The sequence below is a fragment of the Kosakonia sp. MH5 genome (genome assembly GCF_009935945.1).
Classification (GTDB): domain Bacteria; phylum Pseudomonadota; class Gammaproteobacteria; order Enterobacterales; family Enterobacteriaceae; genus Kosakonia; species Kosakonia radicincitans.
Genome location: NZ_QODH01000008.1, coordinates 149177 through 171648, shown reverse-complemented (window position 1 = coordinate 171648; position 22472 = coordinate 149177). Strand labels below are relative to the sequence as shown.

The 22472-nt window shown below is 51.1% G+C and carries 21 protein-coding genes; 10 read left to right on the top strand and 11 right to left on the bottom strand.

Translation table 11 applies throughout. The annotated features are described in order from the left end of the window. Positions 1 to 10: 10 nt before the first annotated feature. From DK872_RS20170 to lysC, 4 genes are all read right to left on the bottom strand, one after another. Positions 11 to 883, bottom strand: coding sequence for a hypothetical protein (locus DK872_RS20170; protein WP_007375007.1), 873 nt, complete (start codon positions 881 to 883; stop codon positions 11 to 13). Between the two features lie 40 nt (positions 884 to 923). Beyond that, positions 924 to 2222 carry a glycoside hydrolase family 10 protein gene (locus tag DK872_RS20165; protein WP_035885738.1) on the bottom strand — a complete coding sequence of 433 codons (1299 nt, stop codon included), beginning with the start codon at positions 2220 to 2222 and terminating at the stop codon, positions 924 to 926. A gap of 4 nt (positions 2223 to 2226) precedes the next feature. After that, on the bottom strand, positions 2227 to 2517 hold the full coding sequence (locus tag DK872_RS20160) for a VF530 family DNA-binding protein (protein ID WP_035885737.1): 291 nt from the start codon (positions 2515 to 2517) through the stop codon (positions 2227 to 2229). A 201-nt stretch (positions 2518 to 2718) separates the two neighbouring features. Beyond that, positions 2719 to 4080 carry a lysine-sensitive aspartokinase 3 gene (gene lysC / locus DK872_RS20155; protein WP_007375011.1) on the bottom strand — a complete coding sequence of 454 codons (1362 nt, stop codon included), beginning with the start codon at positions 4078 to 4080 and terminating at the stop codon, positions 2719 to 2721. A gap of 689 nt (positions 4081 to 4769) precedes the next feature. On the opposite strand from lysC, the gene DK872_RS20150 reads away from it, so the two are divergent. Together DK872_RS20150 and DK872_RS20145 are read left to right on the top strand one after the other, a co-directional pair. Further along, positions 4770 to 6152, top strand: a complete 1383-nt coding sequence (locus DK872_RS20150) for a diaminobutyrate--2-oxoglutarate transaminase (protein ID WP_186298798.1) — start codon at positions 4770 to 4772, stop codon at positions 6150 to 6152. Positions 6153 to 6165: 13 nt separating this feature from the next. Next, positions 6166 to 7629 carry an aspartate aminotransferase family protein gene (locus tag DK872_RS20145; RefSeq protein ID WP_071920780.1) on the top strand — a complete coding sequence of 488 codons (1464 nt, stop codon included), beginning with the start codon at positions 6166 to 6168 and terminating at the stop codon, positions 7627 to 7629. A 53-nt stretch (positions 7630 to 7682) separates the two neighbouring features. On the opposite strand, the gene DK872_RS20140 is transcribed toward DK872_RS20145, so the two are convergent. The 3 genes from DK872_RS20140 to DK872_RS20130 form a co-directional block, all read right to left on the bottom strand. Beyond that, positions 7683 to 8084: a cell envelope integrity TolA C-terminal domain-containing protein gene (locus DK872_RS20140; protein ID WP_007375014.1), complete on the bottom strand. Its 402-nt coding sequence runs from the start codon at positions 8082 to 8084 to the stop codon at positions 7683 to 7685. Positions 8085 to 8108: 24 nt separating this feature from the next. Next, the gene (locus DK872_RS20135) at positions 8109 to 9143 is read right to left on the bottom strand and encodes a HoxN/HupN/NixA family nickel/cobalt transporter (protein WP_035885734.1); all 1035 of its coding nucleotides are present in this window, start codon (positions 9141 to 9143) and stop codon (positions 8109 to 8111) included. Positions 9144 to 9298: 155 nt separating this feature from the next. Further along, a complete protein-coding gene (locus tag DK872_RS20130) occupies positions 9299 to 10276 on the bottom strand; it encodes a nitronate monooxygenase family protein (protein WP_007375016.1) in 978 nt (325 codons plus the stop codon). Between the two features lie 190 nt (positions 10277 to 10466). Here DK872_RS20130 and DK872_RS20125 point away from each other — a divergent pair, with 190 nt between their 5' ends. Together DK872_RS20125 and DK872_RS20120 are read left to right on the top strand one after the other, a co-directional pair. Then, a complete protein-coding gene (locus DK872_RS20125) occupies positions 10467 to 11366 on the top strand; it encodes a LysR family transcriptional regulator (protein ID WP_007375017.1) in 900 nt (299 codons plus the stop codon). A 35-nt stretch (positions 11367 to 11401) separates the two neighbouring features. Continuing rightward, on the top strand, positions 11402 to 12358 hold the full coding sequence (locus DK872_RS20120; RefSeq protein WP_007375018.1) for a D-2-hydroxyacid dehydrogenase family protein: 957 nt from the start codon (positions 11402 to 11404) through the stop codon (positions 12356 to 12358). A 34-nt stretch (positions 12359 to 12392) separates the two neighbouring features. On the opposite strand, the gene DK872_RS20115 is transcribed toward DK872_RS20120, so the two are convergent. Beyond that, positions 12393 to 12941, bottom strand: coding sequence for a winged helix DNA-binding protein (locus DK872_RS20115; protein ID WP_079517934.1), 549 nt, complete (start codon positions 12939 to 12941; stop codon positions 12393 to 12395). A 253-nt stretch (positions 12942 to 13194) separates the two neighbouring features. Here DK872_RS20115 and DK872_RS20110 point away from each other — a divergent pair, with 253 nt between their 5' ends. Genes DK872_RS20110 through DK872_RS20100 form a run of 3 tightly spaced genes read left to right on the top strand, consistent with a single transcriptional unit; the run spans position 13195 to position 15922 of the window. After that, complete coding sequence (locus tag DK872_RS20110) at positions 13195 to 13917, top strand: DUF969 domain-containing protein (RefSeq protein WP_007375021.1); 723 nt, start codon at positions 13195 to 13197, stop codon at positions 13915 to 13917. Further along, on the top strand, positions 13914 to 14900 hold the full coding sequence (locus tag DK872_RS20105) for a DUF979 domain-containing protein (RefSeq protein ID WP_007375022.1): 987 nt from the start codon (positions 13914 to 13916) through the stop codon (positions 14898 to 14900). The genes DK872_RS20110 and DK872_RS20105 overlap by 4 nt, the downstream gene beginning before the upstream one ends. Positions 14901 to 14926: 26 nt before the next feature. Next, the gene (locus tag DK872_RS20100) at positions 14927 to 15922 is read left to right on the top strand and encodes a DUF2891 domain-containing protein (RefSeq protein WP_161518758.1); all 996 of its coding nucleotides are present in this window, start codon (positions 14927 to 14929) and stop codon (positions 15920 to 15922) included. Positions 15923 to 16005: 83 nt separating this feature from the next. Here DK872_RS20100 and DK872_RS20095 read toward each other — a convergent pair whose 3' ends face one another. The 3 genes from DK872_RS20095 to DK872_RS20085 all read right to left on the bottom strand — a co-directional run bounded on the left by DK872_RS20095 (position 16006) and on the right by DK872_RS20085 (position 19754). Next, complete coding sequence (locus DK872_RS20095; RefSeq protein ID WP_202626111.1) at positions 16006 to 17208, bottom strand: MFS transporter; 1203 nt, start codon at positions 17206 to 17208, stop codon at positions 16006 to 16008. Positions 17209 to 17367: 159 nt separating this feature from the next. Continuing rightward, positions 17368 to 18540: an NAD(P)-dependent alcohol dehydrogenase gene (locus tag DK872_RS20090; protein ID WP_007375025.1), complete on the bottom strand. Its 1173-nt coding sequence runs from the start codon at positions 18538 to 18540 to the stop codon at positions 17368 to 17370. Positions 18541 to 18839: 299 nt separating this feature from the next. Next, on the bottom strand, positions 18840 to 19754 hold the full coding sequence (locus DK872_RS20085; protein WP_161518757.1) for an AraC family transcriptional regulator: 915 nt from the start codon (positions 19752 to 19754) through the stop codon (positions 18840 to 18842). 385 nt (positions 19755 to 20139) lie between these two features. On the opposite strand from DK872_RS20085, the gene DK872_RS20080 reads away from it, so the two are divergent. From DK872_RS20080 to DK872_RS27630, 3 genes are all read left to right on the top strand, one after another. After that, positions 20140 to 21237, top strand: coding sequence for an alpha/beta hydrolase (locus DK872_RS20080; protein ID WP_035885729.1), 1098 nt, complete (start codon positions 20140 to 20142; stop codon positions 21235 to 21237). Positions 21238 to 21478: 241 nt separating this feature from the next. Next, positions 21479 to 22003 (top strand): NAD(P)H-dependent oxidoreductase, encoded by a 525-nt coding sequence (locus DK872_RS20075; RefSeq protein ID WP_161518756.1) that lies wholly within the window; start codon positions 21479 to 21481, stop codon positions 22001 to 22003. A 63-nt stretch (positions 22004 to 22066) separates the two neighbouring features. Continuing rightward, on the top strand, positions 22067 to 22472 hold a 406-nt coding region (locus tag DK872_RS27630), incomplete at its 3' end, for an iron-containing alcohol dehydrogenase (RefSeq protein ID WP_237656226.1).

The window sequence follows — 22472 nt, the reverse complement described above, 5'->3', positions numbered from 1 at the left end:
CGGTTAATGCTTAAAAACTGAGGTGCTGCTTTATCTTGCTGAGGAAATAGTAATACTCCCGCAGCTCATATTGTTGCAGTTCGTACTCTAATGATTCATAACCGCTTTGCATGAGCCTGTCTGAGTTTTCATATTCCTCATTGCAACCGCGAATTTCTGATAAAGGTTTTTGCGGCGTTAAAGCGGTCGCAAGATTTTTATACAGATCGACAGGCGCAAGAACCGTGAAATCCGCAAAGCGATAATATTTAAAATGACTCAATTCATCAGCCCTGAGCCGTTTCCAGTTGTCGCTTTTTACAAAATCGGTATCGAGATTAGATAAGTGTAATGAAAAGGAGAAATACCAGATTTCGCTGTGGCCAGAGTAATCCGTAATTTCGATATAGCTATGGTATCGGTTGAGTTTTCTGTCTACCGGGTTGGCGGATGCCGCATGTTTACCGCTGGCTGAAAACCAGGCGAAAAACGGCGAGCTATGAAAGCTATAAAGATCATCGTGGGCATAACGGCGCGGAAATTTTATTTTCCGCGCGCGTTTAAATGCCGGATAGATCGTTTTGCTGATGCCGAGATTATTGCGGTTTTCGAGGCCGTCAAAAATCTGCGCCCGGCGGATACCGCCGAGCAGCGGGGTGATATGAATTTTATGATCGAGCTCGATAATATCGGATAAGGCGGAATTATAGATTTTTACGCTGAAGCCAGAGGAGGTGAAAAATTTTTTCAACCCCGAGATCTTGCTGAAATAGACAATATAGTTCCCGCGCGAATTGTAGCTGGTCATGCGGGAGGTCTTTTTATTCAGCGTCAGCGAAAGGGTGGCCACGCATAATGAAATGACTGACACCAGGACACTATTTTCTTTGATTAAATCCAGCATGCAACGCCTCTTCGTGACTCACCCTCTTAACCAGCGGGGGTTATTCCCCCCAGCGCTCCCGCAAATAGTTGACCGCTTGCTGCGTCTGCGGCCGGTTCAGGTAATCTTCGCGGAACAAAATCGTGCCGCTAATCTGCGGTAGCGATTCGTTTAAATCGAGCTGTTTTTTCAGCTCCGGTACACCGCCGTTGACCATCCAGTCCGGCTCCATCTTCGACGGTTCACCCACTTTATACAGCGCGATACCGATATACAGGCGCGTATGGGTGGGTTTGACGACGTCGGCCCACCATTTTGCCAGTACGTCATACCGTGCAGCGCTGCGCGAGAAGGGCCAGTAAATTTGCGGGGCGATATAATCCAGCAACCCCTGCTGCACCCAGCGACGGGTATCGGCGAAGGATTCATCGTAAGCCGCCGCGCCGCGCGTGTCGGAACCCGCCGCATCGAAAGAGCGGTTGCGCCATACCCCGGCAGGGCTGACGCCAAATTCAACGCCCGGTTTCAGTTGTTTAATGGTGCGGGAAACCTGCTCAATCAGCAGCAGGGTGTTGTTGCGCCGCCAGTCCGCTTTGGCGCTAAAACCCTGGCCATATTGCTGAAAGGTCTGGTTGTCATTCAGTTGCGAACCGGGCGTTTCGGTATAGAAATAGTCATCAAACTGCACGCCATCGACAGGGTAATGGGCAACCACTTCAGCCACGATGCTGGTGATCCAGTCGCGCACATCGGGAATGCCAGGATCGAGCACCAGCCGGTCACCGGCGGTGCGGATCCAGTCGCGATGCAGCACAAAGACGCTGGCCGGGTGCAAAGGGAGCGTGCGGTTAAGCGCTGCGATGGTTGCAGGCTGCGTGTTAACCGCCACGCGGTACGGGTTAAACCAGGCATGCACTTTCATGCCGCGTTTGTGTGCTTCATCAATCACAAACTGCAACGGATCGTAGCCAGGATCCTGACCAATCGTACCGGTCAGCATGTCGGACCACGGCAAAATTTTAGAGGGCCACAGCGCGGTGCCGTCCGGCTTCACCTGAAAAAAGACGGTATTTATGCCAAGGCTTTTGAGTTTATCCAGTTTTTGCACCAGCGCCTGCTGCTGCATGCGAATGCGCGTATCGGCGCTGCTGACATTCACCGAGTTGACCGGCGGCCAGTCGAGGCGGGAAACCGTCGCCAGCCAGACGCCGCGTACCGGCTGTGAATTTTTTCCTGTTGCAGGCAGCGGCTGTTTCGCCACCGGCGGTAGCGGCGTGACAAGAGATTTAGGCGGTTTGGAGGAACAACTGACCAGTAAAAGCGCAGTAGCAAAAAGGACGACTGACTTTTTAAGGGACATCTTATTAGCTCTTATTGATGATTCGACTGCGGGTCCACGGATTGAAGGTGGGCTCATCCTTGTTGACCGGGGCGACATCATCCAGGGAATCCAGATATAGCGCCTCGACTTCTGCGCGCGCCCAGGGCGTCCGGCGCAGAAACTTGAGACTGGATTTAACGCTTGGTTCGTTTTTAAAGCAATTAATATTGATGCGTTTACCCAGTTCGTTCCAGCCGTAACGGGCGACCAGCGCGTTGATTTGCATCTCCAGAGTGACGCCATGCAGGGGATCTTTCGACGTGTGAGCAGCCATGTGAAGTCCGGTAATTTCTGCTTTTCAACAGGTGAGATAGGTTGCGTGGAAGGGTACAAGAAAGCGTGTAAAGCGGCAATGCCCGACGATCCGTTCGTCCGGGCGGCCAGTGGAACAGGCCGTGTCTTCTTTTTCGTGCTGGCAGAGCGGGTTGTCTGCCAGCACTACGCCGGGCTTAAGCGCGGAGCTTGTCAATCGCCGTTATTCAAACAGACGGCGGTGTAAGGCTTTTACCGCGTCGTCTGCGGCCTCTGCGGGCAGCAGGAAACCGAGACTGTGGCACGACGCGCCGTGGCAAATCAGCCGCACGGGATGATTTTCCAGCCCGGCGAACACCTCATGGCAAACGCCTTCGGCCTGCGACAGCGAATTACCGATCAGGCTGACTAAGGCAAGGCCGGTTTCCACTTCCACGCGGCAATGCGACGACAACTCGGTGAGCAGAGAGGTGGTCAGCAGGTTCGATTCACCGGAGGTGGCACTGGTGGCGTTCAGGATCAGCGCGATACTGGTTTCTGAGGTGGTGATGGAATCGACCGCCACATCGTGGCGCGCCAGCAGCGCGAAGGTATCCGCTAAAAAGTGGCAGGCGGGCTGCCCCTGCTCGCAGTGTAATTTCATCAGCGTCTGCTGACGGCGAACGGCCAGCGCGCGATAGCGCGGCGGGTTTTCGGCCTCGCGGCAGACCAGCGTGCCACCGGCTGAAGGGTGTTTACTTGAACCGACAAAGACCGGGATATTTTTGCGCATTGCTGGCAGCAGTGTCGCCGGATGCAGCACTTTTGCGCCAAAGGTCGCCATTTCGCTGGCTTCGGAAAATGAGAGCTGCTCAATGCGTTGCGCCTGGGAGACGATACGCGGATCGGTCGTGTAGATCCCGGCGACGTCGGTCCAGATATCCACACGCGCAGCGTGTAGCGCTTCACCCAGCAGCGAGGCGGTGTAATCACTGCCGCCGCGGCCCAGCGTAGTCGTTTGACCATTCGCCTCGCGGCCAATAAACCCCTGCGTGACCACTAATGCCTGCTCGATACGCGGACGCAGCCGCCTTTCAACGCGTTCTGCCGTTGCATCCAGCACCGGTTCTGCGCAACCAAAGCAGTCAGTGGTGCGAATAACTTTGCGGGCATCAAACCATTCGGTCTCGACATCGCGCTCGTGCAGCACTTCGACAAACAGCAGGCTGGACATCAATTCGCCGTGGCTGACCAGCGCATCGCTGAGCGCGGCCGAGCGGGCGGTACAGGCTTCTTCCGCCAGGCGACTGATGTTGTCGAGAAGGTGGTCGATCTCCTGGCGAATAGCATCCTGCTGTTTCAGGCGGGAGATAATGTTGTACTGAATGGTGCGCAGGGTTTCGATTTTGTCCAGGCGTTCGCGGCTTTCCAGACCGGCAGAAAGCTCGACTAAAATATTGGTCACGCCCGCAGACGCAGACAGAACAACCAGACGGACATCTTTATCGGCAAGAACGATGGTGGCGCTACGGCTCATCGCGTCAAAGTCAGCAACACTGGTGCCGCCGAATTTAGCAACGACGATGTGTGGAAAAGTGCGAGTCATAACAATCTCATATCAGGGCGCCATTAATTCATGGCAAGAAAATTTTCATTCTCGGCATAAGGTGAAATAACCAGTCCGGCTGCCCGGTGGTATTTGCCTTACGAAATGTCCGCCCGCGAACATTTCTGATGACAACCCAGGATTTGCTCCCGTTGTCGATAACCGGTATTGCCTGTCACGGGTTATCGGGTGATGCGCTTTATGGCTTAAATCGTTGACTTCCTGTTTACAGTGCGCCGCGCTTTGTACAATGTTTCGCCGCACAGGGAAATTTGGAGCGGGCATATTAAGTGATTTGCCCGGCTGAATCGATATTTTCCTTACGCTTTATGCACCAGAACTGAAAAATAACGCGTTAGCCGTTAATTTTCGCCATTATTAATGGCGATACCGCGCTTTGCAGGATAAAAAGCCAGCGCGCAAAGCGATAATTCCAGGCCTTTTATCCTTTGTTGGCGCTCCGCTTTGGTATTTGTAACAGAATTGCTTACAATTGAAGTAACGCAAATTCTGCGCAGATGTTATTTTTCTTATTGATTTTAAAGGTAATTATCGATAAGTGCCCTTGAAAATAAAAGATTGAGTCCGGCGTTAAAAAAACATATATTAGCCGCGTTTTTTTTTGAGCAAATCCCATAAACCATTATTCAATCAGGGTGAAACATCGCGCTGGTTGTAGGAGTGATATGATGACGGATAAAGTCCGTATTGATACTTTGAATGCAAATTCATTACCTCAGAACAATGAAACCTTCCTGGCACGACAAGCCGAGTTTGAATCCAATGTAAGGAGCTATCCGCGTAAATTGCCTCTGGCAATTGCAAAAGCGCAGGGCGTCTGGATCACCGATGTCGAAAATAATCAATATCTTGACTGCCTCGCAGGTGCAGGAACCATGGCTCTGGGTCATAACCATCCTGAAGTTCTGCAAAGCATCCAAAGTGTCATTACCAGCGGCTTACCGTTACATACACTGGATCTGACCACGCCGTTAAAAGATGAGTTCTCTGCTTATCTGCTGTCGCTGCTGCCGGGCCAGGGCAAAGAGTATTGCCTGCAATTCACCGGTCCTTCCGGTGCGGATGCGGTTGAAGCCGCGCTGAAACTGGCGAAAAAAGTGACCGGCCGTTCCGGCGTGATCAGCTTCTCCGGCGGTTATCATGGTATGACCCACGGCGCGCTGGCGGTCACCGGCAACCTGTCGCCGAAAGAAGCGGTTAACGGCATGATGCCGGAAGTGCAGTTCATGCCTTACCCGAACGAATACCGCTGCCCGCTGGGTATCGGCGGCGAAGCTGGCGTGAAAGCGTTGACCTACTACTTCGAAAACCTGATCAACGACGTTGAAAGCGGCGTGCGTAAACCGGCTGCGGTGATCCTCGAAGCCGTGCAGGGCGAGGGCGGCGTGAATCCGGCGCCGGTCGAGTGGTTACAGCGCATCCGTAAAGTAACGCAGGAACATGGCATTGTCCTGATCATCGACGAAGTGCAGGCGGGCTTTGCCCGTACCGGTAAACTGTTCGCCTTCGAACACGCCGGTATTGAGCCGGATATCATTGTGATGTCTAAAGCTGTTGGCGGCGGTTTGCCGCTGGCCGTACTGGGTATCAAAAAACAGTTCGACGCATGGGCGCCGGGCCACCACACCGGGACGTTCCGCGGCAACCAGCTGGCGATGGCGACCGGTCTGACGACGCTGAAAATCCTGAAAGACGACCGTATTGCCGACAAAGTGGCAGCGCAGGGCGTCTGGCTGAAAGACAAACTGGCCGGGCTGCAAAAACGTTACCCGGTTATCGGTCACGTGCGCGGTCTGGGCCTGATGATTGGTATTGAAATCGTCAAGCCGAACGAAGCGCAGGATCACATGGGTTGCTACCCGGCAGACGGCGAGCTTTCAGCGCTGCTGCAGAAAAAATGCTTCGAAAATGGTCTGATTCTGGAGCGCGGCGGCCGTAACGGTTGCGTGCTGCGTCTGCTGCCATCGCTGCTGATCAGCAATGACGAGCTGGAAATCTTCCTCGACAAGTTTGAGAACGCGTTGTTGGCAGCCGGCGTTAAGCCTGTTTAATCGGAGCAATTGAATGTCTGATGTAAATCCGATTCTTTCAGGTTCTGCGCAAAGTATTGCCGCCTATCAGGACGCCATTGAGCAGAGCACAAAAGCGGTTGTGCAGTGGCTGAAACAACCTGAGATGTACCAGGGCAAAACGGTTGAGCAGCTGCGTGAGCGCATCAATTTAGAATTTACCTCTCAGGGCCTGGGCAACCAGGCCGCGATTGAGCGCGCCGTTGAGTACTTCCTGAAAGACAGTCTTTCTGTGCATCACCCGCAGTGTGTTGCGCATCTGCACTGCCCGAGTCTGGTGATCAGCCAGGCGGCGGAAGTGCTGATCAACGCCACCAACCAGAGCATGGATTCGTGGGATCAAAGCCCTTCAGCCACCATCATTGAGATCAAGCTGATTGAATGGCTGCGCACCCAGGTGGGTTACCAGCCGGGCGATGCCGGGGTGTTCACCAGCGGCGGCACCCAGAGCAACCTGATGGGGTTGATGCTGGCTCGCGATGCGTTTTTTGCGCGCCAGGGCCACTCTGTTCAGCAGGATGGCTTAACAGGCGATCTGAGCAAAATCAAAGTATTATGCTCTGAAAATGCCCACTTCTCCGTGCAGAAAAACATGGCGCTGATGGGGCTGGGTTATCGCTCCGTGACGCTGGTGAAGACGGATGAGTTCTCCCGCATGGATCTCAACGATCTGGCGGCGAAGCTGGCGCAGGCGAAAGCGAACGGCGAACAGGTTCTGGCGATTGTTGCAACCGCAGGTACGACCGACGCCGGGGCTATCGATCCGTTAGCTGAGATTGCTGCACTGGCGGCGGAATACCAGACCTGGATGCACGTGGATGCGGCCTGGGGCGGCGCGTTGCTGCTGTCTGAGAAATTCCGTCACTACCTGGATGGCCTTGAGTTAGCGGATTCCGTAACGCTCGATTTCCACAAGCAGTTCTTCCAGACCATCAGCTGCGGCGCGTTCTTGCTGAAAGATCCGCGTCACTATCAACTGATGCGTTACCAGGCGGCTTATCTGAACTCGGACTTTGACGAAGAGCATGGTGTACCGAACCTGGTCTCGAAATCACTGCAAACCACTCGCCGTTTCGATGCGCTGAAACTGTGGATGGGCCTTGAAGCGCTGGGTAAAAAGCAGTACGCCGAAATCATTGATAATGGCGTAACGCTGGCGCAGCAGGTGGCGGAATTTGTCGCGCAGGAGCCGCAGCTGGAACTGGTGATGCAACCTCAGCTTGCCAGTGTGCTGTTCCGCTTCCGCCCGCAAAACGATGATATGTCCGCCGTTGCGTTGCTGAACCAGCGCATTGGTGATGCGTTGCTGGCCTCCGGGGCGGCGAACGTTGGGGTAACGGAAGCTGATGGCATTACCTGCCTGAAGCTGACGCTGCTGAACCCGACGGTGTGTCTGCAGGATGTTAAAGTTCTGCTGGCAAGCGTAAAAGCCTGCGGAGAGCAACTGCTTAACGCTTAACATGTAGTGCAATATTAAAGCCGACAATGTTGTCGGCTTTTTTTTATCCTTTTTTAGTAGCCCTGCATATTCCAGCGTGCGGAGCTCATCACATCGTAGACTTTCTGATCGGTGAAAGGCGGGAAGACGGCTTTTTTCGCCGCCGCTTCCAGCGCTGCGCAATACTCTTTATCACCACCTCTGATAACCATATTTTGCAATTTACCGTCATAGTTAAAATCGAGATGCACAGTACAGGTTTTGCCTTTCCATGCATGGCGATCGGCGAGGGCGGAATCCAGCGCATTTTTAATTCCGGCCGCTTGTTGACCATAAATATCCGTATCGGTAACGTTGCCGGAACGATTATAAGCGCAGGACTCTAAGGCACTTTTTTTCAGGCAATCCGTCGGGTGAAGCGGCGTGCATCCTGTTGCAACGCTGACCAGCAGCGCCAGCATCATTAACTTCTCCATTGTTATTATTTCCTTTATTTCTGTTTACAGCGGTGTTTGTTCATCCGTAAAAAGCGCATCGTAACCTTTCCACCGATAGTTCAGCACAGAAAGCAGCCAGCAGAGAATAAACAATCCGACCACGAAAAACCCGGCGTTACTCAGGTTATCGTTCATCACGGCGATGATATCCCAGAATTTACCATGTAAATCAAGCTTATCCACGATTAGCCCCAGCGCTTCGCTGCCGCCGATAAATAACGCGACAATAACCGATGTGCCGGTGATGGTCATATTGTAATAGAGTTTGCGTTGCGGTTTGCTGAATGCCCAGCCATAGGCTTCGACCATCAGGATATTATCCAGCGTATCGATTAACGCCATGCCGCTGGTAAAGAGTGCCGGAAATACCAGAATAGACCACACCGACATGCCATTTGACGCACCGGCGGTGGAAATGCCCAGTACGCCAATTTCAGTGGCGGTATCAAACCCCAGGCCGAATAAAAAACCGACAAGGTACATATGCCAGCTTTGCGACACCAGGCGGAATGTCCGGTGAAAGATCCAGCTCATTACGCCGCCGGATGAAATTGTTTCGTCGGGAAGCGATTTATCACCGCTTTTGAATTGCCGGAAAGCGCGCCAGACATTACTGAGAATAAGTAAATTCACCAGCGCGATAATGATCAGAAAAAAAGCCGATACGCTGGTGCCAATCATTCCGCCAGTTTCATGCAGCCACGCCATGTGATGACGAAACGCCGTGGCGGTTGCCGCAATGGCAATGGTGGCGAGAATAACAATCGTGGAGTGCCCCAGCGAGAACCAGGTACCGATGCTGCACGATCTTTTCCCGTGCTGCATCATTTTACGCGTGACATTATCGATGGCAGCGATATGGTCGGCATCCACCGCATGGCGTAAGCCGTAGCACCATGCCAGCAGGCTTGCCGCCATCAGCGAGGCGCTGTCGCCAAAGGTGAAAAATGCCCAACCCCAGGCTGCGATATTCATCAGCAGCAACATAAGGATCAACAGGCAAGCGCGTGGATTCCTGACAAGTAAAGCGGAAAACATTTAAGGCCTCAAAGGGTTGCGTCGTTATGCGGCCAGGACATTTTGTAGCATCGCGCGGGCGGGGATGTTGATATCGATCTATCCGGCAGCGGTTCGCCCATTCCGGCGATGACGGAACAGGCGAAAGGAGCGCCGCCGTTAGCGGCGGGAAAGCGTCAGACGCTTAATTCATTCACCACTTCAGCGACACTTTTCACGCTGCGGATGCTGCCGATCCCGGTACCGAGCGCGATATAACCTTCGTCGCTGTTACCTTCCAGCATACCGACGCGTAAGCTGCTCACGCCGCCCATCGCGGCGGCGATCTCTTCCCGGCTGGCTCCGGCTTTGTCCATTTGCACCAGTTTTTCCGCCAGCTTTCCGGGCAGCGAACGGTAGTAGTCAGGAAGGGTGCGAAACAGCAGCATATCCAGCCCGTTTGCCGCGACGATTTTGTCCTTCACCGATTGCGGTACGCGGCTCTCATGGGTGCTGATAAACACTGAACCGGCAAACACCCCTTGCGCGCCAAGGGCATGAGCGGCGCGGGCAGTGCGGTTATCGGTAATACCCCCCGCAGCCAGCACGGGAACGTTTTTCACCGCATCGACAATCAGCGGCACGATGGAAAAAGTGCCTAGCGCGGTACCCGGCAGTGTTCCGCCTTCATCAAACCCTGTCGCGACGATAATATCGGCACCGGCCTCTTCAGCCTGGCGACTGTTTTCAGGCGTGGGATTGATATCCCGGTAGATGATTTTAATGCCTGCTTCTTTCAGTTCATCAAACAGTGCAGGGATCACCACGTCTTTGCCGTAGCCGGTATACACCACGGCCTGCACGCCTTCTTCTTTTATTACCTGCAGCATGGGCGGCGTCCAGATGTCATTTTCAATCGCCGGGATCAGATTAACGCCGAAGGGTTTCTCGGTGAGCATTTTGGTTTTGCGAATCTCTTCGCGCATTTTTTCAGCTGTCGCTTCCGGCGTCGAGACGGCGGTTTCCGCAGTCAGGCCGGCGTTTGGCCCCAGCACGCCCAGACCACCGGCATTACTGACCGCCGCTACCAGGCGGGCATCGGTCAGCCATGAGAGCGGCCCCTGAATAACGCTTTTTTCGATACCGAGAATATTGCTGACACTGTGATTTTGCATCGTCTGTTTCCTTAAAAAAAGATAGCGACAGGCCGGTATAATCCGCTGTTGATCAGTACCCTGACGGATTGTGTTCCGGAATAGCGCCATTCTAAGCGGCGTATTTATTATTAAAAATGGTCAATACGCTTCATCACTATTACGAAATAAGTAACAATAAGAGGTATTCCTTCCTGTAAAGAAGCGGGCTATGCAAATCAATGTCTACGAATTAATGCGGATCTTTATTGCGATCGTGGAGACGGGCAGTTTCTCGCAGGCGGCGGAAAACCTGCAAATCCACCGTCCCGCTGTGACCAAAGCCTTACAGCAACTGGAACAGCACTGCGGCGTGCGCCTGTTGCACCGGACCACGCGGCGCATCAATATGACGCCAGAAGGCGAGGAGTTTTATCGCAACAGCAAGCCATTGCTGGAGCAAACCGATGATTTGCTGGGATCGTTTGCCGCGGGACGCCCGCTCTGCGGGCCGTTGCGTGTCGATATGCCGGTTGCCATTGCCGCTTTGCTGGTCGCGCCCAATCTGCCGGATTTTTATCGTCGCTATCCCGGCATCGAAATTATTCTCAGCAGTTCAGATCGCCGTAAAGATATGCTGCGTGATGGTCTGGATTGTGTATTGCGCATGGGGGCGCTGGAGGAGGGGGATTATGTTGCCCGGAAACTGGGTAATATCCGGCTGGTCACCTGCGCCAGCCCCGTTTATCTGGCGGAACATGGCATACCGGAAACGCTGGAGGATTTGCAGCATCATCAGGGCGTGAACTGGGTTAACAGTAGCAACCGGCAAATTATGCCGTGGGTATTTCAGACGCCATCCGGAATAGAAGAAATTCACCTTCCGGGTAAGCTGGTGCTGGATAATTCAGAAGTGTACGTGGCGGCAGGTCTGGCCGGGGTTGGGCTGTTGCAGGGCATGGATTTCTTTTTACGTCCTCATATTGATGATGGACGGCTGATCGAAGTTTTGCCGCAAAATCCGGTTCCCGCGCGAAAATTGTCGATGCTCTATCCGCATCGCCATATCTCACCGAAAGTGCGCGTATTTACGCAGTGGCTGGAGGGGTTATTACTGCAGGTGTTGCACTGAGCGGTTGGTACATCATTCAACATTGAGAGGGCAGAATGGCTATTCAGGTGTTAATTCCGGACGACTATCAGCTTGCCACGCAGCAGCTCAGTTTTCTGCGGCAGAATGATAAATTCCATTGTTCTGCGCTGGGCGATTTAAGCAAAGAGACGCAGGCAGAGAGCGCGTTATTCAACGCCCAGGCATTAATCCTCATCCGGGAAAGAACCGTTGTTGATGAGGCGTTTTTGCGCCGCACACCGAATCTGAAGTTAATTAGCCAAACGGGTAAGCTGGCAAGAAATGTGGATATTGACGCCTGCACGCGGGCCGGTGTCGCTGTTGTCGAAGGTGTCGGTTCTCCGGTGGCACCCGCTGAATTAACGTGGCTCTTGATTATGGCATCCAGAAGAAAATTCGTTTCTTCGGTGAATGCCATGAAAGAGGGGCGCTGGCAAACGGAAATCGGATCGGCGGTGAATAAACAGGTTTTAGGGATCCTTGGATACGGCAAAATCGGTAAGCGAATTGCCAGCTATGCGCAGGCATTTGACATGCAGGTTCAGGTGTGGGGAAGCGAGCGTGCGCAGCAAGAGGCACGTGCCGCTGGGTTGCAGGTGCCGGAAAATCGCGAGCAGTTTTTCGCAACTTCCGATGTGATCACCGTGCATCAACGTTTGGTGGCGCAAACGGAAGGCAATATCACTTCCGCCGACCTCGCACTGATGAAAACGGATGCGTTATTCGTCAATACCAGCCGTGCTGAACTGGTTGCCGAAGGCGCGCTTTACCACGCGCTGCGCCAGGGGCGCCCCGGATATGCCGCGCTGGACGTCTACGAACAAGAGCCTGTATACGATACGCATAACCCTTACCTGGAAATGCCGAATGTGCTCTGTACGCCGCATCTGGGTTACGTGGAAACAGCCAGCTATGAGTTATATTTCAAAACGGCCTTCGATAACGTGGTGCGTTTTTTTGCCGGTGATACCTCACAGGTGATAAACCGCTGAAAACGGCCTCTCCGGGGGAGAGGCGGGCAATGTTTCACAGCGACGCGGCGGTGCGGGCGGCCGTGTCGTAAAGGGATGAGATGGTGCGCAAAAGTTGCGCCGTTTCGCCAATGGATTGCCCCGGGATCCCGCTTTCCGCATGAATACTGATCAGGCAGGCTTCACGCACATCGCGGTATTTCATGCATAACGCTTTTCCTTCATCGGTCGTGGAGAAAAAGAGTTCCTTTCCGGCTTTTTCGCTCGTCACGTAGCCTGCTTTGATCAGCTTTTTCAGGGCGTAGGTCACCACATGCGTATCTTCTACGTTCAGGACGAAACAGATATCTGCCAGCTTTTTCTTGCGATTGCGATGATTCACGTGATGCAGAAGTGAGACATCAAAAGCCCCCATATCAGGTTCACCTGCTGCGGTCATACAGCGCACCATCCATTTGTTGAAGGCGTTGCTGGTCATGATCAATGCATACTCCAGCTCCGATAATTCAGCGCAGCGTTCGGAAACCAGATGGCGTGAAGAGACGATACGGCCATCCGCAATATCGTCTCTATTCGTTGATGTGGCGCTCTTTTTTGAGTTCATAAGGTTCCTTACTGGAGTGTGACTCTTAGCCAAAAATGTAAACGGAAAGCGATAAAATAAGAACATTTTATTGATAAATCGTTTACATGTTTTTGCGGTTCAGATATAGCTTTTCATACCGGTTCTGTGAACACCGCAGGGCTGTCGCAATACACAACATCGCTCGCCGCAATGCACCTCGCTTCGTTTGAATACGAAGTATTAAAAAAATCGCCATCGGCGCGCAACGCTCACTTTAGATAGGGTAAACGTTATGGACGGTTCTACACTGCTGCCACTTATCGGCATACCGATAGTGGTTATTGGTTTTGCACTGCGCTTCAACCCGCTGTTGGTGGTCGTTGTTGCAGGGTTGACTACCGGATTGTTAGTCGGAATGGATTTCGGGACGCTGCTGGAAACCTTTGGCGAAAAGTTCGTCAATAGCCGCTCGCTGGCCACCTTTATTTTGATCCTGCCGGTTATCGGACTGCTGGAGTATTACGGTCTGAAAGAGCGAGCGCAGGCCTGGGTGGCAAAGATTGCCAGCGCGACATCGGCACGGATTTTGATGCTCTATTTTGTCGCGCGTGAGGGAACGGCGGCTCTGGGCTTGATGTCGCTTGGTGGGCATGCGCAAACGGTTCGTCCACTGCTGGCGCCAATGGCCGAAGGCGCCGCGTTAAATGAATACGGCGAATTACCCCAACATATCCGCGACAAAATCAAAGCGCATGCCGCCGCGTGCGACAACATTGCGGTCTTCTTTGGTGAAGATATCTTTATCGCCTTCGGCGCGGTGTTACTGATCGATGCGTTCCTGAAGGAGAACGGTATTGAAGGGATTGAACCGCTGCATATCGGCTTATGGGCCATTCCCACCGCGCTTTCGGCATTGATTATTCATATGACGCGCTTGCTGCGTCTGGATGCCAGCATCCGTCGCGATGTGATGGCATGGAAAGCAGAGCAGGGCGCGCAGGAGATCGTTCAATGATGACGTTGATGACCATTAACCGCGTTTATTACCTGATTGGTTTTGTCGTGATGCTGCTGGTAATCATGACATTACGGGATCGCGGCAATCCTAAGCGCTTTACGACGGCGCTGTTCTGGTTTTTGTTTGGCGGGATTTTTCTGTTTGGCGATCTGATGGTTCAGGAACTGGGTAAATCACTGGCCTACCGAATTATTGGCGGCGGCGTTATTGTCATCGCTCTGCTTGCAGGGTTTGGCCTGGTTGGAAAAGGGCATTACAAAATGTCTACCGAGGCTGAACGCATTGCCTCCTCGAATCGCCTGAAAAACTGGCTTTTCTTGCCAGCGCTGATGATCCCGGTAGTGACAGTGGTGGGGACGTTATTCCTGAAAGGGGTTGCTGTTGGCGGCGTTTATCTGCTCGACCAGAAACAACTCACGCTGGCTGCTTTATGCGTCGCCTGCGTCGCCGCGATCCTGACGGGCTGGTGGCTGACGCGCGGAACGCCGCTGCATGCTATTCGCCAGTCCCGGCGCCTGGTGGATACCATTGGCTGGGCGGTGATCCTTCCGCAAATGCTCGCCATGCTGGGCGGCGTATTTGTGGTGGCTGATACGGGCCAATCGGTGCAAAAGGTGGTGAGCCTGTTTGTGAATCCGGATAACCGCTTCATGCTGGTGGTGATTTACTGCATTGGCATGGCGCTCTTCACCATGATTATGGGTAATGCCTTCGCCGCTTTTCCTGTGCTGAGTGCCGGTATCGCCTTGCCGTTCCTGATTAATGTGCATCACGGAAACCCGGCCCCCTTGCTGGCGATTGGTATGTACGCGGGATATTGCGGCACGTTGATGACGCCGATGGCGGCGAATTTTAATATCGTTCCCGCCGCGTTACTGGAACTGAAAGATAAATACCAGGTGATTAAGATTCAGATCCCGACGGCGTTAACCCTGCTGGTGGTTAACGTGTTCTTAATGTATTTCCTCGTGTTTCGCTAAGCGCGGCAACGAATTAAGGAGCAGTTATGCAATTAACTCAACATCAGGCAGAAGCCTTTGCCCGCATGCCATTAACCTATTTACGTCAGGAATACCCGAATCACATTATGCATTTGCTTAATGATGATGGTGATGTCTTGCCGCCACGGGAACTGCATCCCATCTTTTACGGCTGCTTTGACTGGCACTCCGCGGTACACGGTTACTGGCTGTTGCTGCGCTGCGTGCGTCTTTACCCGGATCTGGCGTGCAAATCGGAGATCACCGCGCTTTTTGATGAGCACCTGACACAAGAGAAGGTGGCGCAGGAAGTGGCCTATTTTAACGCGCCGTTCCGCGCCTCGTTTGAGCGCCCTTATGGCTACGGCTGGCTGCTGGCGCTGGCTCAGGAACTGAAGCACTCATCACTGCCGCATGCGCAAGGCTGGCATCAGGTGCTGGAGCCTTTAACCCAGGATATTCGCGACAGGTTGGTGGATTATCTCAGCAAGTTGACGTATCCCATCCGTGTTGGCACGCATTACAACACGGCGTTTGCGCTGGCACTGGCGCTGGATTACGCCCGTGCGCTTGCGGATCGGCCGCTTGAGCAGGCCATTCTGGATGCTGCAAACCGCTATTATCTGGCAGATACCGATTATCCTGCGCACTATGAGCCAGGCGGCGATGAGTATATTTCGGGCGCGCTGACCGAAGCGTTGTTAATGAGTAAAGTCACCGCCAATTTCCCGGCCTGGTTCGATGCGTTCTTACCGGATGTGGCGTCGGTTTCGGCGCTGATGAATCCGGCGGAAGTCAGCGACCGTACCGATCCGAAAATTGCCCATCTTGACGGGCTAAATCTCAGCCGCGCCTGGTGCATGAAACATATCGCGCAGGCGTTACCGGAAAATCATGCCGGGCAAAAAGCGTTGAACGATGCTGTGAAACGCCATCTTGCGGCAAGCGTAGAACATGTAGTGGGAAGCCATTATAGCGGCGGCCACTGGCTGGCCAGTTTCGCGCTGCTGGCGCTGGAGTAAAGGGTAGGTGGGTGCAGCGTGATAGTGCTGCACCCAAGCCGATGCTGAAAAACGTTTGCATCAGCATCTCAAGTTTTAACGCATTATTTTTGCTTCGATGCCCACAGAGCCAACACTGCTGAGATGATGAGTATCCCTGCGCTCAGTCCGAACGTGCTCTGAAAACCAAACTGGTCAAACAAAACCCCACCCAACGTAGAACCTAGCGCAATCGAAAACTGGACTGTAGCAACCATCAGACCTCCACCTGATTCAGTATCAGATGCAGTCGCATGAGCAACCCAACTCCACCATCCTACCGGTGCAGCTGTTGACAGCACACCCCATACCCCCAATAAAACACATACTACCAGTACGTTGTTACCCATGGGGATAAGAATCACTGCAACTGAAGCCATAACCAGCGGTATTGTAATGAGTGTCTGATAGAGGCGGTTTTTGATCACAAACCCAACCGCCGTCGTTCCCACGACTCCTGCTATTCCAATCATTAACAATATCAGCGTTACTGAGCCTGAATTAACTTTAGTGACATTCTCCAGGAAAGGTCTGACATAGGTAAAAAGAGTAAATTGCCCCATAAAAAAGATACCGGCGGCGCACATACCCATTGCGACATTTTTCTTCCGTAAAAGCGAGGCAATGGTTGAGCCAGTATTACGGGACTTGCCAGTTTCCATGGAGGGGAGGCTTACCCATTGCCAGACGAACGTGACCATAGCTACAGGCACTAAGCACAGAAATGCACCTCGCCAGCTGATGACAGCCGTAAGATAGCTACCAAGTGGAGCGGCCACTACCGTCGCCAGGGCATTTCCGCCATTGAAAACGGCCAGCGCACGCGGAACGTGGCTGATATGTACCAGTCTTACAGCTGTGGCGACAGACATTGACCAGAAGCCGCCAATCACCACACCGATCAGCGCGCGGCCCAACATATAGACAGCAAAGTTAGGCGCCAGAGCGACGATCATGGCCGATATGCCCATCAGGGCGGTTAATGCCAGTAAAAGAAACTTACGGTTCAGCCCTCCAGCGAGCCTGCGTACGGTAAGACTTGTCACGACGGCAAAGATCCCTGAAATCGTCATTCCCTGGCCGGCAGTGCCTTCAGTGATCCCTAAATCTCTGGCAAGCGGCGTTAACAGACTGACGGGCATGAACTCTGAAGCAATCAGGGCAAAAACGCAGAGTGAAATAGCAAATACGCCATTCCAGTTAGAGTCATTTACGGTATTAGCATCATTCAAAGTTGGTTGATTTATTTTTGAATGTTTTGTTTTCATTGTGACTACCTTTAATGCAGAACATCAAAAAAAAAGGGGCACAGGCCCCGAAAAAAAGAGGGTTATTTTCATTACGAACGAGGGTGGATATCTACATCCAAAATAAAATTAATTTACGTTGAAAGGGAAGGGACTTCTTATTCTGAATAATATTTAATATTAAATTGTCGATGCATCTATAACATAGCGATATCGCGCTTTCTTATTAAAGACGTTATCCCACGCCTCATTAATTTGATCAGCTTTAATAATCTGAATTGTGGGCAATATTTTGTTTTGTGAACAGTAATTAACCACTTCCTGAGTTTCTTTCATGCCGCCTATCATTGACGCGTTGAAATTAACCCTTGATGCAGCAAGCCCAAGTGCATTAAGTGTAATCTGAAAACCTTCAGGCATCCCGACCTGAGTGAATGTCCCGTATGGCTTCACGACTGATGCGTAGGCCGCGACATCATACTGATAGGGGATCGTGGATATCATATAATCCAGCGTTCCCTGATAAGCTTTGAATTTTTCCGGGCTATCGACCACAATAACTTCTTTGGCCCCGAATGAAAGAATGTCGTCGGCTTTTGACGGTGTGGTTGTAAAAGCGTATACCTCGGCTCCTTTGGAAACAGCAAGTTTTATGGCCATGTGGCCCAGACCACCAATTCCTGCCACTCCTACCTTCATGTTTTTGACGATACCTGCCTTCATGAGCGGGGAGTATGTGGTTATTCCTGCGCACAGCAACGGTGCTGCTTCCTGAAAGCTGATGTTATCCGGAATATGGACAGCGAAATGATCCCGTACCACGATGTTTGTGGAATATCCGCCCTGAGAAATTCCCGTCGGGGAATCACTTTCAGGGAAACCATATGTAAATACAGTAGCCGGGCTGTATTGTTCTGTATTCTCCAGGCTCATCAACTGTGAGTTTGGCAGCGTGCTGTTAACCATACATCCAACACCTGCTCTATCACCGACTTTAAACCGGGTGACATTCTTTCCAACCGCAGCGACAATGCCTACAATTTCATGTCCGGGAACCTGAGGGTACTTTTGAACACCCCAGTGTCCTTTCATCTGATGAATATCAGAATGGCAAATGCTGGCATATTTTGTCTCAATCAGAATATCGTTGTCGCCAACGGCTCTGCGTTCAAAGGACCAGGGTGCAAGTTTCCCCGAGGTGTCAAAAGCCGCGTAACCGCGCGTTCTTACTCTCGAACCATTTGTGTCTGCTGCAAGTGAACCAAGAGGAGTGCTCAGCAATACTCCTGCCCCAATTACCGCACCAGAACGAACAACAAACTCGCGACGGCTGAGATTCTTTTTATCATCCATCAATATACTCCTGCTCATAAGTTTGACCGGGTTAGATTTCTGCTTCTGAAAGAGAGGCAGAATGTATTCTGGTAAGGACTGACGTCAGTCAGAGAAACCTTTCTTAATTACCGCAGGATGCTAGTGGGTTTCTTCGGATAATCTGACTAAAGAGCAATTTACATACTTGCGGTAGCATAAAATACACAAATACGACAAATTATTTGTCCGATCCTATGAGTGCTTAATTTTGTTGTCATATATGCCTGACAATAGCGCTATGTTAAACATGCAGTTCGTGGCAATAGTTCGGTGGGATATTAAAGCTCACTGACTGACTTTCTCAGAACAGTGATATCCCTTTTAGGGGATAACCCAAACATCCTCGTATATTCACGGCTGAAATGGGATAAGCTTTCATAACCGACAGCAAATGCTGCAGTAGTGACATCATAGTGCTCATTCAGCATCAGTCGTTTTGCCTCATTGAGTCTCAGCCATTTCTGGTAACGGAGTGGACTCATTCCAGCAAGTTGCCTGAAATGGTGATGAAAAGAGGGCGTACTCATTTGCACCCGACTCGCAAGTTCCTCGATACGTAAAGGCGATGCAATATTGGTCTTTAACCAGTCAATAGCTTTGCCGATACGGTAGCCATTACCGTCTACGGCCGCAATCTGCCTGAGATGATCGGACTGGTCACTCATCAGAAGCCGGTAATGTATTTCCCGCTGAATAAGTGGGCCAAGAACCGGGATTGCTTCTGGCTCGTCAAGCAATGAAAGCAGACGGCAGAAAGGCTCTAACAGAACATCAGTAACGGTACCTATTCCGACTCCTGCCCCGGTGTCTCTTTTTTTGGCTGGCGGCAGGCCTCCCTGTGCAATTAACTCCATCAATACGCGCTGATCGAGTTGATAGGCTATACCGACGCAGGGCCGGGATGACGATGCTTTAAGCACTTCTGAACTTGCGGGCAAGTCGAGAGACGTGATCAGGAATTTTTCCACATCATATTTATAAGGCTCCCCCCCAATCCACATGATTTTCGCACCATCGACCACCAGAACGACACTGGGAGGGACCAGGCAGCTTACTGGAGAAGCAGGTTCGTTCCGCCGGAATAATTCCAGTCCTTCTACTGCTGTGGGGAAATCACCGGTACTAGGCGTGCGCTGCGCGATATCCCGGGAAAGCGTCCCGAGTAAATCTTCAACCGATTTGTCCAAAACCATTTTGAAATGCCTCTCATTTGCCACGTCTTTACGACATTAACTTATCAGTTTAAAAAACTGGAATATACACTTTCACGACAGGCTAATAGGATCAGGCAAAAAACTCATAGTATTTTAATAACACATTTCCTAAGAGCTATCCAAAATAGCAATACCGGAATGAGACCCTCACCGGTAAGCCATTTCATCACACTGCACTATTTAAGTCGGGGATGAAAAAGAACGCATTCAAATGCAAGGAAGATAATCCGAAGAAAACTCGCTGCCATCGTAGAGAACGTCCAGATTAATATTAAGGCGTTTGGTATCACCAGTGTTTATCCGCAGGATGTTGTGACTGAAATACTCATGCGTGCGATTTAAAAATAGCCCTCCTTATCAACGAATGAAAGGTTTTAATACCATGACAATAAAATCTTCAAAGCGCTTTTTTAATGGCGCACTCCTTGCCGGAGCGCTGGCCATGATTTCAGCAGAATCTGCGGTCGCCCAGCCTGCGCCAGGTACAGCAGCTTCTCCAGTACGTCTGGTACAGACGTGGGATAAAACATTCCCAAGGAGTGATAAAGTGGATCACCAAAAAGTTACTTTCAAAAACCGTTATGGCATTACGCTGGCCGCAGATGTGTATCTTCCAAAAGATCGCGGTAACAAAAAACTTGCTGCCATTGTTATTTCTGGGCCTTTTGGCGCGGTAAAAGAGCAGGCTTCTGGCCTTTACGCGCAAACGTTAGCAGAGCGAGGATTCGTGACGCTGGCTTTTGATCCGTCTTATACCGGGGAAAGCAGCGGGGAACCGCGCAATATAGCCTCGCCGGATATTAATACCGAAGATTTTATGGCTGCGGTCGATTTCATTGGGCTACAACCTTATGTGGATCGTGAACGTATCGGTGTAATCGGTATCTGTGGCATGGGCGGGATTGCACTGAACGCGGTTGCCGTTGATAAACGCGTAAAAGCCGTTGTTGCCAGCACCATGTATGATATGAGCCGGGTTATGTCGAAAGGCTACAATGACAGCGTAACCCCGGAACAACGTGAGCAGACGCTTGAGAAACTGAGCCTTCAGCGCTGGGAAGATGCGGCAAACGGTAAACCTGCCTATCAGCCTCCTTACAATAAACTCAAAGGTGGCGAAGCGCAGTTTCTGGTGGAGTATGCGGACTACTACATGACAAAGCGTGGATACCACCCACGTGCGGTCAACTCAGGAAATTCATGGTCAATGACCACACCGATGTCCTTCATGAATTTCCCCCTGATGACCTATATTAAGGAAATCTCTCCGCGTCCTGTCCTGTTTGTTCATGGTGAAAAAGCGCATTCGCTTTATTTCTCCAAAACGGCATATGAAGCGGCGAATCAGCCAAAAGAGCTTCTGATTGTTAAAGATGCCACTCATGTTGATTTGTATGATCGTATGGATAAAATCCCGTTCAATGATATAACAGCATTCTTTAATAAATACCTTAACAAATAAGCAATAATACCTTCCGGTGTTCTCTGATGCGGTGGCCGAAAATATAGGCCATTGCATTGTTATAATCTACGATACTCAGATGGCAGAGCGCATTAAAAATATTCATGCGTTAAATGTGGGGGAAGGTATTACCGTATGGATATTCAGTCCGCTATTAACTTATCATGAGTTAATAGCGGGTAATAGATAATTTTATGTCATCAATTAATGAATTGAAGATTGATTGATAAAAGGTATCAATATGAAAACCTTAGTGATTGTTTCTCATCCTTATCCCGAATATTCCCATGTTATTAAAGCGCTAAAAGAAACAGCAGAATCGATGGTGAATGTTGTTGTCCGGGATCTCGAAGCTATTTATGCTACACGGGACATCGTATTTAATATTGCTGAAGAACAAGATGCGTATGATGGCGTTGACAGGGTCATATTTATGTATCCGACACACTGGTTTAACCTTACCCCCAATCTCAAATCTTATTTAAACGAGGTCTGGAGTTATGGGTGGGCATTTGGTCCTGATGGTCATGCACTGAAGAACAAGGAAATGATGGTAGTCACTTCAGCCGGTGCCGCGGAGCAAATGTATTCAGCAGACGGACTTATTAAAAGTAGCATGGCTGACGTACTGGCTCCGATGAAAGCCTCTGCACTATATGTAGGAATGAAATATCTCCAGCCACTGGTGATTTATAATGCCGTGAATGTTTCTCCCGAAAGAATGAATCATTTGAGTAGCGAGTTAGTCGGCCATTTATCTGCCTGAGTGCTATAAGCGAAATAGACGCGATTTTATTTACTTATCCGCATGTATTGACAAGGTCTAATTATGCAAAATTTTATTTTTCATAACCCGGCCAAAATTATTTTTGGCCATGATCAGATTTCCTCAATTGGTAATGAAATTCCGGGTGATAAAACCGTAATGATTGTTTACGGCGGAGGGAGTGTTAACCGTAATGGCACGCTGAAAAAGGTACGGGATTCGCTGAAAAACTATACGGTTTATGAGTTCGGAGGAGTCCAGGCTAATCCACATTATGAAACGTTGATGGAAGCTGTTGCGCTTGTTAAGGATAAAGGTGTCAATTTTCTGCTTGCAGTGGGTGGGGGATCAGTTATTGACGGCACCAAATTTGTCGCGGCGGCTGCGTGCTATGACGGTGATGCCTGGGATATTGTTAAAAGTTACGGGAGCGTAGTGAAAAGGGCTTTACCGGTAGGTTGTGTACTGA